The sequence below is a fragment of the Sphingopyxis selenitireducens genome (genome assembly GCF_051550705.1).
In the GTDB taxonomy this organism is placed as follows: Bacteria; Pseudomonadota; Alphaproteobacteria; order Sphingomonadales; family Sphingomonadaceae; genus Sphingopyxis.
This window is the reverse complement of sequence record NZ_JBPULG010000001.1, coordinates 667,316-681,468: the sequence shown is the minus strand read 5'-3', so window position 1 is coordinate 681,468 and position 14,153 is coordinate 667,316. Positions and strand designations below refer to the sequence as shown.

At 64.7% G+C, this 14,153-nt stretch carries 16 protein-coding genes; 7 read left to right on the top strand and 9 right to left on the bottom strand.

The window, feature by feature from the left end; genetic code table 11:
- The first annotated feature begins 87 nt into the window (after window positions 1-87).
- The 3 genes from ACSYDV_RS03180 to ACSYDV_RS03170 all read left to right on the top strand — a co-directional run bounded on the left by ACSYDV_RS03180 (window position 88) and on the right by ACSYDV_RS03170 (window position 3,561).
- Window positions 88-996 (top strand): sulfite exporter TauE/SafE family protein, encoded by a 909-nt coding sequence (locus ACSYDV_RS03180; protein ID WP_438322291.1) that lies wholly within the window; start codon window positions 88-90, stop codon window positions 994-996.
- On the top strand, window positions 993-1,766 hold the full coding sequence (locus ACSYDV_RS03175) for a TIGR02186 family protein (RefSeq protein WP_438322290.1): 774 nt from the start codon (window positions 993-995) through the stop codon (window positions 1,764-1,766). The genes ACSYDV_RS03180 and ACSYDV_RS03175 overlap by 4 nt, the downstream gene beginning before the upstream one ends.
- Window positions 1,767-1,848: 82 nt before the next feature.
- On the top strand, window positions 1,849-3,561 hold the full coding sequence (locus ACSYDV_RS03170) for a helicase HerA domain-containing protein (protein WP_438322289.1): 1,713 nt from the start codon (window positions 1,849-1,851) through the stop codon (window positions 3,559-3,561).
- A 27-nt stretch (window positions 3,562-3,588) separates the two neighbouring features.
- On the opposite strand, the gene ACSYDV_RS03165 is transcribed toward ACSYDV_RS03170, so the two are convergent.
- From ACSYDV_RS03165 to ACSYDV_RS03140, 6 genes are all read right to left on the bottom strand, one after another.
- Entirely contained in the window at window positions 3,589-3,975 is a 387-nt protein-coding gene (locus tag ACSYDV_RS03165) for a VOC family protein (protein ID WP_438322288.1), read from the bottom strand.
- Window positions 3,976-4,018: 43 nt separating this feature from the next.
- A complete protein-coding gene (locus ACSYDV_RS03160; protein WP_438322287.1) occupies window positions 4,019-5,140 on the bottom strand; it encodes a cell wall hydrolase in 1,122 nt (373 codons plus the stop codon).
- A 16-nt stretch (window positions 5,141-5,156) separates the two neighbouring features.
- Window positions 5,157-6,149 carry a glycosyltransferase family 2 protein gene (locus ACSYDV_RS03155; protein WP_438322286.1) on the bottom strand — a complete coding sequence of 331 codons (993 nt, stop codon included), beginning with the start codon at window positions 6,147-6,149 and terminating at the stop codon, window positions 5,157-5,159.
- 315 nt (window positions 6,150-6,464) lie between these two features.
- Window positions 6,465-6,659: a hypothetical protein gene (locus ACSYDV_RS03150; RefSeq protein WP_438322285.1), complete on the bottom strand. Its 195-nt coding sequence runs from the start codon at window positions 6,657-6,659 to the stop codon at window positions 6,465-6,467.
- A gap of 219 nt (window positions 6,660-6,878) precedes the next feature.
- Window positions 6,879-7,136: a translation initiation factor IF-1 gene (gene infA, locus ACSYDV_RS03145; RefSeq protein ID WP_438322284.1), complete on the bottom strand. Its 258-nt coding sequence runs from the start codon at window positions 7,134-7,136 to the stop codon at window positions 6,879-6,881.
- A 2-nt stretch (window positions 7,137-7,138) separates the two neighbouring features.
- Entirely contained in the window at window positions 7,139-7,345 is a 207-nt protein-coding gene (locus tag ACSYDV_RS03140) for a cold-shock protein (RefSeq protein ID WP_438322283.1), read from the bottom strand.
- A 315-nt stretch (window positions 7,346-7,660) separates the two neighbouring features.
- Here ACSYDV_RS03140 and ACSYDV_RS03135 point away from each other — a divergent pair, with 315 nt between their 5' ends.
- On the top strand, window positions 7,661-8,833 hold the full coding sequence (locus ACSYDV_RS03135; protein ID WP_438322282.1) for a benzoate/H(+) symporter BenE family transporter: 1,173 nt from the start codon (window positions 7,661-7,663) through the stop codon (window positions 8,831-8,833).
- Between the two features lie 10 nt (window positions 8,834-8,843).
- Here ACSYDV_RS03135 and ACSYDV_RS03130 read toward each other — a convergent pair whose 3' ends face one another.
- The 3 genes from ACSYDV_RS03130 to ACSYDV_RS03120 all read right to left on the bottom strand — a co-directional run bounded on the left by ACSYDV_RS03130 (window position 8,844) and on the right by ACSYDV_RS03120 (window position 10,997).
- Complete coding sequence (locus ACSYDV_RS03130; protein ID WP_438322281.1) at window positions 8,844-9,671, bottom strand: ABC transporter ATP-binding protein; 828 nt, start codon at window positions 9,669-9,671, stop codon at window positions 8,844-8,846.
- 94 nt (window positions 9,672-9,765) lie between these two features.
- Window positions 9,766-10,710 carry a CDF family Co(II)/Ni(II) efflux transporter DmeF gene (dmeF, locus tag ACSYDV_RS03125; protein ID WP_438322280.1) on the bottom strand — a complete coding sequence of 315 codons (945 nt, stop codon included), beginning with the start codon at window positions 10,708-10,710 and terminating at the stop codon, window positions 9,766-9,768.
- 11 nt (window positions 10,711-10,721) lie between these two features.
- Complete coding sequence (locus ACSYDV_RS03120; protein WP_438322279.1) at window positions 10,722-10,997, bottom strand: metal/formaldehyde-sensitive transcriptional repressor; 276 nt, start codon at window positions 10,995-10,997, stop codon at window positions 10,722-10,724.
- Between the two features lie 206 nt (window positions 10,998-11,203).
- Between ACSYDV_RS03120 and rimP the strand changes: the two genes are divergently transcribed.
- The 3 genes from rimP to ACSYDV_RS03105 are packed head-to-tail and all read left to right on the top strand — an operon-like array spanning window position 11,204 to window position 14,146.
- The gene (gene rimP / locus ACSYDV_RS03115; protein WP_438322278.1) at window positions 11,204-11,749 is read left to right on the top strand and encodes a ribosome maturation protein RimP; all 546 of its coding nucleotides are present in this window, start codon (window positions 11,204-11,206) and stop codon (window positions 11,747-11,749) included.
- Window positions 11,749-13,389, top strand: a complete 1,641-nt coding sequence (gene nusA / locus ACSYDV_RS03110; RefSeq protein WP_438322277.1) for a transcription termination factor NusA — start codon at window positions 11,749-11,751, stop codon at window positions 13,387-13,389. The genes rimP and nusA overlap by 1 nt, the downstream gene beginning before the upstream one ends.
- Complete coding sequence (locus tag ACSYDV_RS03105) at window positions 13,370-14,146, top strand: DUF448 domain-containing protein (RefSeq protein ID WP_438322276.1); 777 nt, start codon at window positions 13,370-13,372, stop codon at window positions 14,144-14,146. The genes nusA and ACSYDV_RS03105 overlap by 20 nt, the downstream gene beginning before the upstream one ends.
- Window positions 14,147-14,153: the final 7 nt, after the last annotated feature.

Sequence of the window (14,153 nt, the reverse complement as noted above, 5' to 3'; positions counted from 1 at the left end):
GTCACAGCCGATTCCCCGACCCGAAAAAATGGTCTAGGGTTGGGGCCAATGGCTCCGTCCTGGGGCCAAACAGGTCAACCGGGGCCCATGGATCTTTACCTTCCTGTCGCCAATCTGTCGGTCAACGCCCTCGTCATCGTCCTGTTGGGCGGCGGGGTTGGTTTCCTGTCGGGCATGTTCGGCGTTGGCGGTGGCTTCCTGACCACGCCGCTGCTGATCTTTTACGGCATCCCGCCGACGGTCGCCGCTGCATCGGCCGCGACGCAGGTCACGGGGGCGAGCGTGTCGGGCGCCATGGCGCATCTCGAACGCGGCGGCGTCGACCTGCGCATGGGCGGCGTCCTCGTCGCGGGCGGGCTGATCGGATCGGTGCTCGGCGCCGGATTGTTCGAATTGCTGACCGCCTGGGGCCAGATCGATACCGTTATCGCCATTCTTTATGTCGGGCTGCTCGGTTCGGTCGGGACGATCATGGGGCGCGAGGCCGTAGGGGCGCTGCGCCTCGCCAAGGCGGGCATGCCCGCACCCGCGCGCAAGCGGCGCCACCATCCGATGGTCGCCAATCTTCCGATGCGCTGGCGCTTTTATCGTTCGGGCCTGTATATTTCCCCGCTTGCGCCGCTGATGCTCGGCGTTGTGGTCGGTATCCTCACCATGTTGCTGGGGGTCGGCGGCGGCTTCATCATGGTCCCCGCGATGATCTATCTCCTCGGCATGGGGACGCAGGTGGTCGTCGGCACGTCCTTGTTCCAGATCTTGTTCGTGACGATCGCGACGACGATGGTCCATGCGATGACCACTGGTGCGGTCGACATTGTGCTGGCGGGGCTGCTGCTGCTCGGCAGCGTCACCGGGGCGCAGGTCGGCGCGCGTTTTGCGCAAAAGGTGCGGCCCGAATATCTGCGGCTGGCGCTCGCGGCGATCGTCCTGCTGGTGGCGCTGCAAATGGCGGTCGGCCTCTTCATCCGTCCGCCCGAAATCTATACCGTCCAATGACCCGCGCGGGCGCCTTGTTGCTGTGGCTCGCCGCGCTGCTGTCGCCCGCCGGGGCGGCACAGGCGGCCGATCCGCGTCTGGTGCCCGACGTGTCGAGCCGCGCGATCGATATCCAGTATAGTTTTACGGGCGAAGAATTGCTGCTGTTCGGCGCGATCCTCTATCCCGGCCAGCGCCTTCCCGACGACCGCGCCGATATCGTCGTCGTGCTGAAAGGGCCGGTGCGGCCCGTCATCCTGCGTGAAAAGCGGCGCGTCGCCGGTATCTGGGTCAACGCCAACAGCTTGCGCCTGCGCACCTCGCCCGGCTTTTATGCCATCGGGTCGTCGCGCCCGATCGACAAGCTGGTCGACGAACGCACCGCCGCGATCTTCGAACTCGGCCTCAACAATCTGTCGATGTCGCCGACCGGCTTTTCGGAGGCGAGCAAGCTCGAGCGTTTCGAGGGGGGGCTGATCGACCTCTATACCCGCCTTGGCCTGTTCTATGAAAATCCGGCGGCGGTGGAGATTAGCGAAGGCGTGCTTTATCGCGCCCGCATTCCCGTTCCGGCGCGCGTACCCGTCGGCACCTATCGCGCCGAAACCTATCTGATCAGCCGGGGACGCGTGCTTGCCGTGGCATCGCGCGATGTCCAGATCCGCAAGGCCGGGTTCGAGCGTTTCGTGGCGCTGGCGGCGGAGCAGCATGGCTTTCTCTATGGCCTGAGCGCAGTCGCGCTGTCGCTGTTGCTCGGCGTCGGCGCATCGGCGATTTTCCGCCGCCGCTGAACCCGCCCGCACGGCGTCATAAGCGCTTTGTTTACCCTCCGCTGCGATAACGACGCCGGATAATCAACAGGCGGGGCGAAACATGGATATGCAGGGCAGCAGCTTCGGTTCCGGAGACATGACGGCGGCGCAGCATGTGCGGCTGGCGGGGGGCGGCGCCGTCGCACCTGTCGCCACTGCGACCATCCATCATCGCGACGACCTGCTGATCGGCGAGGTGATCGACATTTCGGGTTCTGCCTCGCGCCTGCTTCTCGATTCGGCGGCCATCGCGACCCTCACGACGTCGAGCGACCCCGCCGTGGCGATGGCGGGTCAGGTCGGCGCGCAGGTCAAGGTTCGCGTCGGCAATGTGTGGCTGCTCGGCAGCATCCGCGACCAGCAACTCCATGAAAAGGGGCAGGGACTGATCCTCGCGTCGATCGATTTCCTCGGCGAGGGCGACGAGGAAAAAATCACCGGCCGCATCCATAATTTTCGCCGCGGCGTCACGCGCTTTCCTGTGCCGGGCAGTCAGGTTTATGCCGCGACCGGCGCCGACCTGAAACAGATTTACGCCGCCGACGAGCGCGCGCATGTCGAAATCGGCACCGTCTATCCGACCAAGGATATCCGCGGTTCGCTGTATGTCGATGCGATGCTCGGCAAGCATTTTGCGCTGCTGGGCTCGACCGGTACGGGCAAGTCGACAAGCGCCGCGCTGATCCTCCACAAGATTTGCGAGCTCGCGCCGCAGGGCCATATCGTAATGATCGACCCGCACGGCGAATATTCGGCGGCGTTCAAGGGCATCGGCGCCTTGTTCGATGTCGACAATCTGGCGATGCCATATTGGCTGATGAACTTCGAGGAACATTGCGAAGTCTTCATCACCAGCGAAGGCCGCGACCGGCAAAGCGATTGCGACGTGCTCGCCAAATGCCTGCTTCAGGCACGCCAGCGGAACCGGCTGGCCGAGGGCATGTCGAAACTGACCGTGGATTCGCCGATCCCCTATCTCCTGTCCGACCTGCTCAACATTCTTTCGAACGAGATGGGCAAGCTCGACAAGGCGACATCGAGCGCGCCCTTCATGCGGATCAAGGGCAAGATCGAGGAAATGCGCGCCGACCCGCGCTATAATTTCATGTTCTCAGGCATGCTTGTCGCCGACACGATGACGGCTTTTATCGGCAAGATTTTCCGCCTTCCGTCCGACGGTCGGCCGATCTCGATCATCGACGTGTCGGGGGTGCCAAGCGACATCACCTCGGTCGTCGTCGCGGTGCTGTCGCGCCTGACCTTCGACTATGCAATCTGGTCGCGCGGCGAACCGCAGCGCCCGATCCTGCTCGTCTGCGAAGAAGCGCACCGCTATATTCCGGCGAAGGACGTCGGTCAGGGGCAGGCGGTCCGGAGGGTGCTGGAACGCATTGCCAAGGAAGGCCGCAAATATGGCGTGTCGCTGGGGCTGATTACCCAGCGCCCGTCGGACCTGGCCGAGGGCGTGCTGTCGCAGTGCGGCACGATCATTTCGATGCGCCTCAACAACGAACGCGATCAGCATTTTGTGAAAGCCGCGATGCCCGAAGGCGCCCGCGGCTTCATCGATTCGATCCCGGCGCTGCGCAATCGCGAATGCATCGTCTGCGGCGAGGGGGTCTCGATCCCGATGCGCATCTATCTCGACACGCTGGACGAGGACAAACGCCCGGCGTCGAGCGATCCGCTCTTTTCCAAACTATGGCGCGAAACCGGCGGCGAACCCGAGATGCTGGAGCGCGTCGTCAAACGCTGGCGCAGCCAGGGGCGGTAACGTCGCGCTTGCCCGAACGGGGCGGGCTTATCCCGCCGGCGGTTCCCACAATTCGATCGGATTTCCCTCCGGGTCATGCACGCGTGCAAAGCGGCCGGTCGCGGGGTCGTTCCATTCGGCTTTGGTGATCACCGCATCGCCCGCGGCATGAAAAGGCGCGAGTACGGCGTCGAGATCGTCGACGCGCAGGTTGATCATATATTGCCGGTCGGCGGCGAAATAGTCGGTGTCAGCCTTGAAAGGCGCAAAGACGACCGGGCCGGCGCCGACATTCCATGCCCATTCGTCGATCGGGCCGCTGTCGTCGGCGTTGCAACCTGCACCGATCCCCAGTCGTTCGCGATACCAGGCGTTGAGCGCATCGGGTTCGCGCGCCCGGAAAAACAGCCCGCCGATACCCTTCACATGTCCCATGGAAGCCTCCCTGCCGGAAGGGGGGCAGCCTAGGCCGTTCGTCCTAGCGAATCCACTCCCCGCTTTTGCTGAACTCCTCGCGGACCTGCCCCGACTGACCCAGCCGCGGATCGTTATAGGCGGGCGTCGCGGCGGGGGCGGGGACGACAGGCGCGATGGTCGGCGCGGCCATCGCGCCCGGGGTCGGCGCTGCCGCGACATTGGGGAGGGCAGCAGGCACACCGGGATCGACGGCCAGCCCCGTGGGAACTGCGGCACCGCCGCGCAGGATCGCGACTTGCTGCGCGACCGGCAGATAGGGGCCGGGCACCGGCTCACGGCCCAGATAGGGCGCGCGAAACGCATCGGGCATGCCCCAGCGGCCACGCCAGCGATGGAAAATATGCGCGCCGACGATGTTGGTCATCACCAGGCTCTTGCCCCAGCGCGGCCAGATCGCCTGCGTGTGGTAATGGGTCGCCAGCCCGACCTTGGGAAAGACATATCCGTTCAGCGCCGCCGAGGCGATGCGGCTCGCGCGCAGCCAGTTCGGCTTGCTCGGCGCCCGCGCCATCGCGCCGTCGCAACTGAAGGTGAACTGGCACACGCCCGCGCGCTGCGACCCCTGAAAGACCACCCCGCACACGGTGTTCGGAAAACTGGGATGGCGAACGCGGTTGATCACGGTCTGCGCGACGCCGCGCATTCCATCATCGGTTTCCGACGCCGCCTCGTAATAGATCGCGGCGGTCAGGCAATAATGCGCGCGCTCGCGGTCGAGCGCGGTGACGCCGCGAAAAGCATAGCTTTTGGCCGGTGGGCCGACAAAGGCTTCGTCGCGCAGCAGCGCGGGGTCGGCGGGGGGCATCGCTGCCGCATCGCCATAGCCGACGCTGGCCGGGTCGGGCAGCGTCGGGTCGATCTTCAAGGCCGCCGCATAATCTTCGGCGTTCATGATGGCCCAGCGGGCGGGGTCATAGGGCTTGAAAGCGACCGGCACGCTGACTTGATATGCCCCGAAACCGGCGCCTGCGCGCAGTTGTCCGCTCGACAGCAGGAAGGCCAGGCAGGCGACCGTCACCGCCGCCGCCAGCGCCGCCCAGAAATTGCGCCCCGGCCCTGCGGGCTTCTTGGGCGCCGGGTCGCGCCACGTCGCGCGGACGGTGAGGTTCAGTTCGGGTTTCATGGCTGGATTGCCGCCTTTAACCGAATATCGCCGCTTTGGCGATTCTGGCGGCATTGCCATATTGGCCCGTGCGCAGCAGCCGCGCGGCGACCTTCAGCGAGCGGGGCAGGTCGGTCAGTTCGCGCTGGCGGAGTGCCTCGACCAGCAGTTCGGTGCCGCCATTTCGAAATGCGTCAGGGCGATATTCGATCTGCGGCAGGACGAATTCGCGGGCGAGACGGGGCAAGTCGTCGCGGCCGAACAGGCGGCGAAGCGCATCGACGCGGGGCATTTCGGTCAGACCCTCGGTTGGGTCGGCGCGTCCCGCGATACGTTCCTGATAGGCGGCATAGGCGATGACGGTGCCGATCAGCTGCGTCGTGGCATGCTTCTGGCTGACCTGCCCGCCATAATAGCGATAGAGGAGCAGGCGTTCGGGCAGGTTGGCCAGCTTCGCCTGCTCTGAAAAGCGCAGCCAATAGTCATAATCTTCGCAATGCCGATACGCGGGGCGATAGCCGCCGACCCGGTCGGCGACCGATTTGCGCATCATCGCGGTCGGATTCATGATCGGGCTGCTGTGCCGCAGCGATTCGGTGATGGTCGCCGGGTCGGTCGGCGGGTCTCCGCCCGGCAGGCGCGGGGCATCGTCTTCGTCGATCACCCGGATCCACGTTCCCAGCGCGCCGACATCGTCATGGGCGTCCAGAAAGGCGACCTGCTTTTCAAATCGAAGGGGATCGGCAATATCGTCGCCGTCCATGCGCGCGATCAGTTCGGCCTGCGCCAGTCCCAGCCCGCGGCTGGCCGCGGCGATGGTGCCCCGGTTTTCCTGATGCACCACGCGCATCCGCGCATCGCGCGAGGCATAGCCGTCCATGATTGCGGCCGAGCCGTCGGTCGAGCCGTCGTCGATGACGATAAATTCAAAATCGCCGCACGTCTGACCCAATATGCTCTCGATCGATTTCGGGAGATAGGGGGCGTTGTTGTACACCGACATGACGACGCTGATTTTCGGAGCTTGCATCGTCTTTTGTCTCGCCTTCCGAATGTCTGCGACGGTGATAGTGAACGCCGATTAACATCAAGTTACATGGCTATCCCGAGCAGCGGTCGCTCGGGAATTGCGACATCGGTCGCCAGCGATAAATAATGTTTGAGTATTTCCGCGCGGTTTCCGAGTCGGACCAAGATAAGCCCAGTCCTGCGTACATCATCGGCGAGGTTTATTGTGGATAGTCGGCGCGCCTTTCGGCCGTCGCCCTTTGCCCCGCCGGTCAGGTCGGGGCGAAGCGAACGCCGGAATATTGCGGGGAATATTCCGGGCTGGCCGAAATCCGCGTCATTCGATGGCCGCGGCCGCCTTTTTTTCCTTTTCGGCGCGCGCCTCTTCGGTGCGGATCAGCCGGTCAGCCATCGACAGCCACGCCTGTTCGGCGCGCAGGCTGCGATCGCGGACTTGTACAAGGGACGAAGCGGCCGCGTCGGTAGCGCATTTGGCGGCTTGCGCCAGATAATAGTCGCTGGTGGTCGACACGGCCGTGCTCCTTTTGGGGTTTACCGATCGCGGAGTGGCGATCAGTCGATCATATGGGCGATGAGGCGTTGCAACTCGCGGCGCGAGAGGGTTGCCGATCGCCTGGCCGGCTTGGCATTTGGTGCCTTCGGGGCCGGCCGGCCCGCGGAATTTTGCGAATAGTCGTGGTATTGATGAATCATATTATCCTGTAATTTTACATTTTGTTTTGGTTGTTGGTCAGCGGCGCTTGCGCTGCGCACCGACGGGGGCCCCTGCGCCGCGTTCACGATAGATCACGCGACCCTTGCTCAGGTCATAGGGAGTCATTTCGACGCGCACCGCGTCGCCCACGACCGACCGGATGCGAAAGCGTCGCATCCGGCCGGCGGTATAGGCGATGATGCGATGACCATTTTCCAGCACGACGCCAAAACGGGCATCGGGCAGAATTTCGTCAATCACGCCATCGAAGGTTATAATTTCTTCTTTGGCCAAGATCAGGCCGGCTGAAGATTGACAGCCGAAGTCTTGCCGCGCTGGTCGGTTTCCAGTTCGTAAGAAACGCGCTGGTCCTTGTTCAGCGTCGCCATACCGGCGCGCTCGACAGCGGTGATGTGCACGAAGCTGTCGCCCGAGCCATCTTCATTGGCAATGAAACCATAGCCTTTGTCGGTGTTGAAAAATTTTACGGTGCCGATGGGCATGGGGTGTTTCCTTTCACGAAAACATGGGTATCCACCGGCAAAAGCACCGGCAGAGCTGGTAGCGTGTGAAGGGAAGTATCAGCCCCGAGGGCATCCAATTTCCGTCGCAGGCGACGTTAGCCCCAATAATTTGGTATTATTTTGTCGAAAAGTCAAGGTTCGCCGAAATTTCGGCGGATTGTCGGTTCTTTTCGAAGAAATATTTCAGTGCACACCGCGCGCTATTGGTGGAAGTCCCACGACGGGCAGGGTGCGCTGCCCTGTCGGCGACGGCGGGACTATCCGATCGGGCGCGGCGTGGCTAGGGCATGGGCGATGCTCCGATTGCCACCCATCGCCGCCTGGTCGTCCGCGCTGATTGCCGCGCTTATCGGTTTCGGCGGGACGATCGCGCTTGTCGTACAGGCGATGCGGACGCTTGGCGCCTCGGTCGAGCAGACCGGAAGCGCGGTAACCGCGCTGTGCCTTGGCATTGCGATCGCGGGCGCGCTGATGTCGTTGCGCCTGCGCATGCCGGTCGTGCTGGCTTGGTCGACTCCCGGCGCTGCGCTGCTCGCGGCAACCGCGCCGGGCGTGTCGTGGCCCGTCGCGGTCGGCTGTTTCCTTGCTGCGGCACTGCTGATGGTCGCGCTTGGCGCGGTTCCGGCGCTCGGCCGAATCGCCGAGCGGATTCCCGCATCGGTGGCGTCGGCGATGCTTGCGGGGGTGCTGCTGCCCTTTTGCCTCGGACTGTTTCGCACGGGCACCGGCGATCCGGCACTTGTCGCGCTGCTCGTCTTTGTGTTCGTGATCGCGCGGCAGCGGGTTCCGCTCTATGCGCTGCTGCTCGTGCTCGTCGCGGGCTTTATATTGACGCTGGTGCGCGGCGACGTCGCGCATCTTCCGTCGGGACCGGTATTCGGAGCGCTGCTTCCGGTCTGGCCGCAGTTCGATGCGCAGGCGATCCTTAGCGTCGGTGTGCCGCTGTTCCTCGTGACATTGGTGTCGCAGAACCTGCCCGGCATCGTCGTGCTCCGGACCGCAGGCTATGCGCCGCCTGCTGGCAGGTTGCTCGCCGGGACGGGGTTGATGTCGGTGCTGATGGCGCCGTTCGGCGCCCATGCCGTCAACCTCGCTGCGATTACCGCCGCGATCTGCACCAATGAAGACGCGCATCCCGATCGCGCGCGGCGCTGGACGGTCGGGGTGATTTATGCGGGCTTCTATCTGCTGCTCGCGCTTTTCTCTCCCGCGCTTGTGCGCTTGTTCCTCGCTTTGCCGCCGCACGTGATCGCGGCGCTGACCGGCGTCGCGTTGATCCCTGCGCTGATCGGCGCGATCGATATGATGCTGTCGCGCGCCGACGAGCGCGACGCCGCGATCCTGACCTTCCTCGCCACCGGATCGGGCCTCGCGGCCTTTGGGCTGGGCTCGGCCTTTTGGGGGCTGCTCGTCGGCTTCGGCGCGCTGGCGGCGAAGCGCTGGTTGGGTCAGCCGCGCGCTGCCTAGGGTCCTGACCCTAGTCCAATATGTCGGCGTAGAACCAGTCGCCGCGCCGGGTGACCCCGATCGGCAGACCGAAGAGCCGGGTCAGCGCGTCGCCGGTCAGCAGATCCTGCTTGGCGCCATCGCGTTCGATACGGCCATCGCGCAGCATCACGATGCGGCCGATTTCGGGCAGGATTTCTTCGATATGGTGGGTGACGAGCAACAGCGTCGTGCCGCCCTGCGCCACCGTGCGCAGCATATCTAGGAAATGGTGACGGGCGGCGGGGTCGAGCCCCGCGCATGGTTCGTCGAGGAGGAGCGCGCGCGGCCGATGCGCGAGCGCGCGGGCGATGAGGACGCGGCGCGCTTCGCCGGTCGACAGGCTGGCCACGCTGCGTCCAATCAGGTGCGCGGCACCGACCTCTTCGAGTGCGCGCCGCGACAGATCGCGCATTTCGGGCGTGACCTCATTATGCGCCCAAAGGCCGCGTGCGGCGAAAAAGCCGGAGATCACGCAATCGAGCGCCTCGAGCGGCGGATCGGCGTCGAAATCGAGCTGCATCGAGGAGGACACGATGCCGAGCAGCTTCCTGAGGTCGAAGATGTTCCAGCTATCCGCGCCAAAGATGCGGACTTCCGCGCCGTAGAGCGGATAGAGCTGGCGGGTGATCAGCTTGACCAGCGTCGACTTGCCCGACCCGTTGGCGCCGAGGATGGCGGTGTTCTCGCCGGGGCGGATGGTCAGGGCCGGGAGGTCCAGAATGCAGGCCTCGTCAGCGACGACGCGCGCGTTGGCGACGGTGAGCAGGTCTTCGATCTGCCGGGGGGCGAGGGTGGGGGAGGTGGCGGTCGTGGCCATTATTCGCTCTTCATGATGTCCGGTGCGGTCGATTCCGCGCGCCGCGCGGGCGATCCGGGGCGGTTGCCCGAAAATTCGCGGCCGGACAACCCGTTCAGCCTGCTCCGTGCCGGACCTCGATCGTCAGATGCGCGATTTCATGCACCGGGCGGACGCGCTCCCGGACGGTGTCGCGGTCGGTGCCGGCGACGCTGATGATGGCTCCATGCGCCGCGGGGCCAATACGCCACACATGCAGGTCGAGGATGCGGGCGTCGCCGGGGCTTTCGACGAACTGCCGGATTTCCGATTCCAGGGCAGGGTCGGTGGCGTCGAGCAAGACCGATGCGGTATCGCGCATCAGCGACCATGACCAGAGGGCGATGACGACCGCGCCGACCACGCCCATCGCCGGATCGAGCCAGACCCAGCCGAGATAGCGGCCGCCGAGCAGGGCGGCGATCGCGAGCAGCGAGGTAAAGGCGTCGGCGACGACATGCATATAGGCGGAGCGCATATTATTGTCGTGGCCATGGTGATCGCCGCCGTCATGATGATCGTGATGGTCATGATGATGATCGTGGCCGTGATGATGGTGCCCGTGGCCCCCGAGCAGGAATATGCTGGCGACGTTCACGGTCAGGCCGATGATCGCGATGACCGTCGCCTCGGCAAAGGCGACGGGGGTCGGGTTGACGAAGCGCAGGACCGATTCGACCGCGATGCCGATAGCGACGATGCCGAGCACGAGCGCCGATGCGAAACCCGCCAGATCGCCAACCTTGCCGGTGCCGAAGCTGTAGCGCCCGCCGTGCGCGTGACGCTTGGCATAGGCATAGGCGACGGCTGCAATGCCGAGTGCGCCGGCGTGGGTCGCCATGTGGAAGCCGTCGGCGAGCAGCGCCATCGAATGGAAGGCGAGGCCCGCGACAATTTCACCGACCATCATCGCCGCCGTCAGCGCCACGACCCACAAGGTCCGCCGGGCATTTTCGTCGTGGCGGGCGCCGAGGAACATATGGTCGTGGGTCAGCGCCTCGACATCATCATCGAACGACATGGCGGTCAGCCCTATTTCGCATAGCGGCGGATGGCCGCGAGCAGTTCGTCGGCGCCCTCGGCGCGTTCGGCGTCGGTCAGCGCGGGGGCGACGACATGTTCGCGCATATGGTCTTCGACCAGCTCGTCCATCAGCCCCAGCACGGCGCCGCGCACCCCTGCGACCTGATGCAATATTGCCCCGCACCCCGCATCGTCGGCGATGGCGCGCTCGATTGCGGCCACCTGTCCGGCGATCCGCCTGGTGCGCGCGAGAAGCTGGTCTTTGTTGGCGTGGGTATGTGACATAGGGTACCCCCCTATCCTATAATGAGCGTGCCGGCAATGTGCTTCCGACGAGCGGGGCTTAATCCGCATTCCCCCTTGCCGACTCATCGCTGTCAGCCTATATGCCGCCTACTTCTTGACATGGTTAGCCAGTTGGGACGTCGGGGCCGCGGGCCGCGGCGGCCGTTCCTGCATGGCTTTTCGACCATGATTTTTGGGATAATATATTGGCCGATCTTGACGTCCTGAATGCGATCATCGCGCCCGAAGCCGAGGCGATGGGCCTTGCGCTCGTGCGCGTCGCCTTCTTCGGCGGCGAGAGCGACCCGACGCTGCAGGTGATGGCCGAACGCCCCACGACACGTCAGCTGACGATCGAGGATTGCGCCGACCTGTCGCGCCGCATTTCGGACCGGCTCGATGCGCTCGAGGAAGCGGGCAAGGACCCGATCGATCAGGCGTATCGGCTGGAAGTCTCGTCGCCCGGCATCGACCGGCCGCTGACGCGCCGCTCCGATTTCACCGACTGGGCCGGGCATGAAGCCAAGGTCGCGCTGAAGGAAAAGCGCGACGGGCGTCAGCGCTTTAGCGGAATACTGATCGGCATCGAGGACGATGTCGTGACGATACGGGACACACAAGAGGTCGAGCATAAGTTGCCGTTCGATGCGATCGACACCGCAAAGCTCGTTCTTACCGACAAATTAATTGCCGCAACCATCCCGCTGTCGAGCGACGGCGCCGATGAACTGGAAGAAGAAGGACAGGACTGATGGCCACTGCCATTTCTGCCAACCGCGCCGAACTGCTGGCGATTGCCAATAGCGTCGCCAGCGAGAAGATGATCGACAAGGCGATCGTCATCGAGGCGATCGAGGAAGCGATCCAGCGCGCCGCGCGCGCCCGTTACGGCGCCGAGAATGATATTCGCGCCAAGCTGGACGTCCAGACCGGCGACCTGCGCCTGTGGCGCGTCGTCGAAGTCGTCGAGCAGGTCGAGGATTATTTCAAGCAGGTCGATCTGACTGCCGCGCAGAAGCTGCAGAAGGACGCCAAGATCGGCGACTTCATCGTCGATCCGCTGCCCGCCGTCGACCTCGGCCGCATCGACGCCCAGTCGGCGAAGCAGGTGATCTTCCAGAAGGTCCGCGAAGCCGATCGCGAGCGTCAATATGCGGAGTTCAAGGACCGCGCCGGCGAAATCATCACCGGCGTCGTCAAGTCGGTCGAATTCGGCCACATCGTCGTCAACCTCGGCCGCGCCGAAGGTGTGATCCGCCGCGACCAGCAGATCCCGCGCGAATTGATGCGCGTCGGTGATCGCGTCCGCGCGCTGATCCTGTCGGTGCGCAGCGAAACCCGCGGCCCGCAGATTTTCCTCAGCCGCGCCCACCCCGACTTCATGAAGAAGCTGTTCGCGCAGGAAGTGCCCGAAATCTATGACGGCATCATCGAGATCAAGGCCGCCGCGCGCGACCCGGGTTCGCGCGCCAAGATCGGCGTCATCAGCTATGATGGCTCGATCGACCCCGTCGGCGCGTGCGTCGGCATGAAGGGCAGCCGCGTTCAGGCAGTCGTGCAGGAAATGCAGGGCGAAAAGATCGACATCATTCCCTGGTCGGAAGATACCGCGACCTTCGTCGTCAACGCGCTTCAGCCGGCAACGGTTCAGCGCGTCGTCATCGACGAAGATGACAGCCGCATCGAAGTCGTCGTTCCCGACGATCAGCTGTCGCTCGCCATCGGCCGCCGCGGCCAGAATGTCCGCCTCGCCAGCCAGCTGACCGGCAGCCAGATCGACATCATGACCGAGGCCGACGCCAGCGAAAAGCGCCAGCGCGAATTCGTCGAACGCTCGTCGATGTTCCAGGAAGAACTCGACGTCGATGAAACCCTGGCCCAGCTGCTGGTCGCCGAAGGCTTCGGCGAACTCGAAGAAGTCGCCTATGTCGGCATCGACGAGCTGGCGAGCATCGAAGGGTTCGACGAGGAACTGGCGCAGGAACTGCAGAGCCGCGCCGCCGAAGGGCTTGAGCGCCGCGAAGAAGCTGCCCGCACCGAGCGCCGCGAACTGGGCGTCGAAGATGCGCTGGCGGATATTCCGCACCTGACCGAGGCGATGCTGGTCGTACTCGGCAAGGCCGGGATCAAGACGCTCGACGATCTTGCCGACCTTGCGACCGACGAACTGATCGCGAAGAAGCGCACCGACAACCGTCGCGGCCCGCCGCGTGGTGAACGCGCCGAGGACAAGGGCGGCGTGCTGGGCGAATATGGCCTGAGCGAAGAGCAGGGCAACGAGATCATCATGGCGGCGCGCGCTCACTGGTTCGACGACGAAGAGTCGGTCGAGCCGGTGGAAGAAGCCGCGCCGCAAGCCGGGGAGGCCGCCGATGCGGACCCCGCACAATGATCAGCTGAGCGAACCAGACCGCGCTGGTCGGCGCGGCCAACATGTGCCCGAGCGGCGCTGTGTCTTGTCCGGCGAAGTTGCGCCGGCGGGCCAGCTTGTGCGTCTGGCGCTGGGCCCCGATGGCCAGATCGCACCCGATGTGCATGGCAAGGCGCCCGGTCGCGGCGCGTGGATCGGCGTGCCTCGCGCCGAACTCGAAGCCGCGCAGGCGAAGGGCAAGCTGAAAGGCGGGCTCGCCCGCGCGCTGCAGGAAAATGCCAAAGCCCTGGTCATTCCCGATGATCTGGGCGCGCGGATCGAGGCGCAGCTGATGCGCGCGACGCTCGACCGCCTGGGGCTCGAGGCGCGCTCCGGTACATTGATCAGCGGCAATGAACGTATCGAGCAGGCCGCGCGCAAGGGACAGGTTCGCCTGCTCCTCCACGCCAGCGATGCCGGTGAGGATGGACGCAAGAAACTGGCGCAGGCGTGGCGGGTCGGTGAGGATGCCGAAGGCACCGGGCGCGAAGGTCTGGTCTTGCCGGTGGACCGAGGCACCCTATCTATGGCATTGGGGCGCGAGAATGCGGTGCATCTGGCGTTGACTGACGCCCGCGCCGCGGCCCGTGTGCTTGCGCATTTGAGCCGCTGGCAGTTTTTCACAGGATGGAGTAGGGACGCGTCCAATCGCGATTCCGATCCGCAGACTCCGCCGCCCGCGGGCGAGGAAGAAATTGGGACGGCGCCAGCTGGCACCGCCGCTTCGGACGCGTTTTGAAGGAATG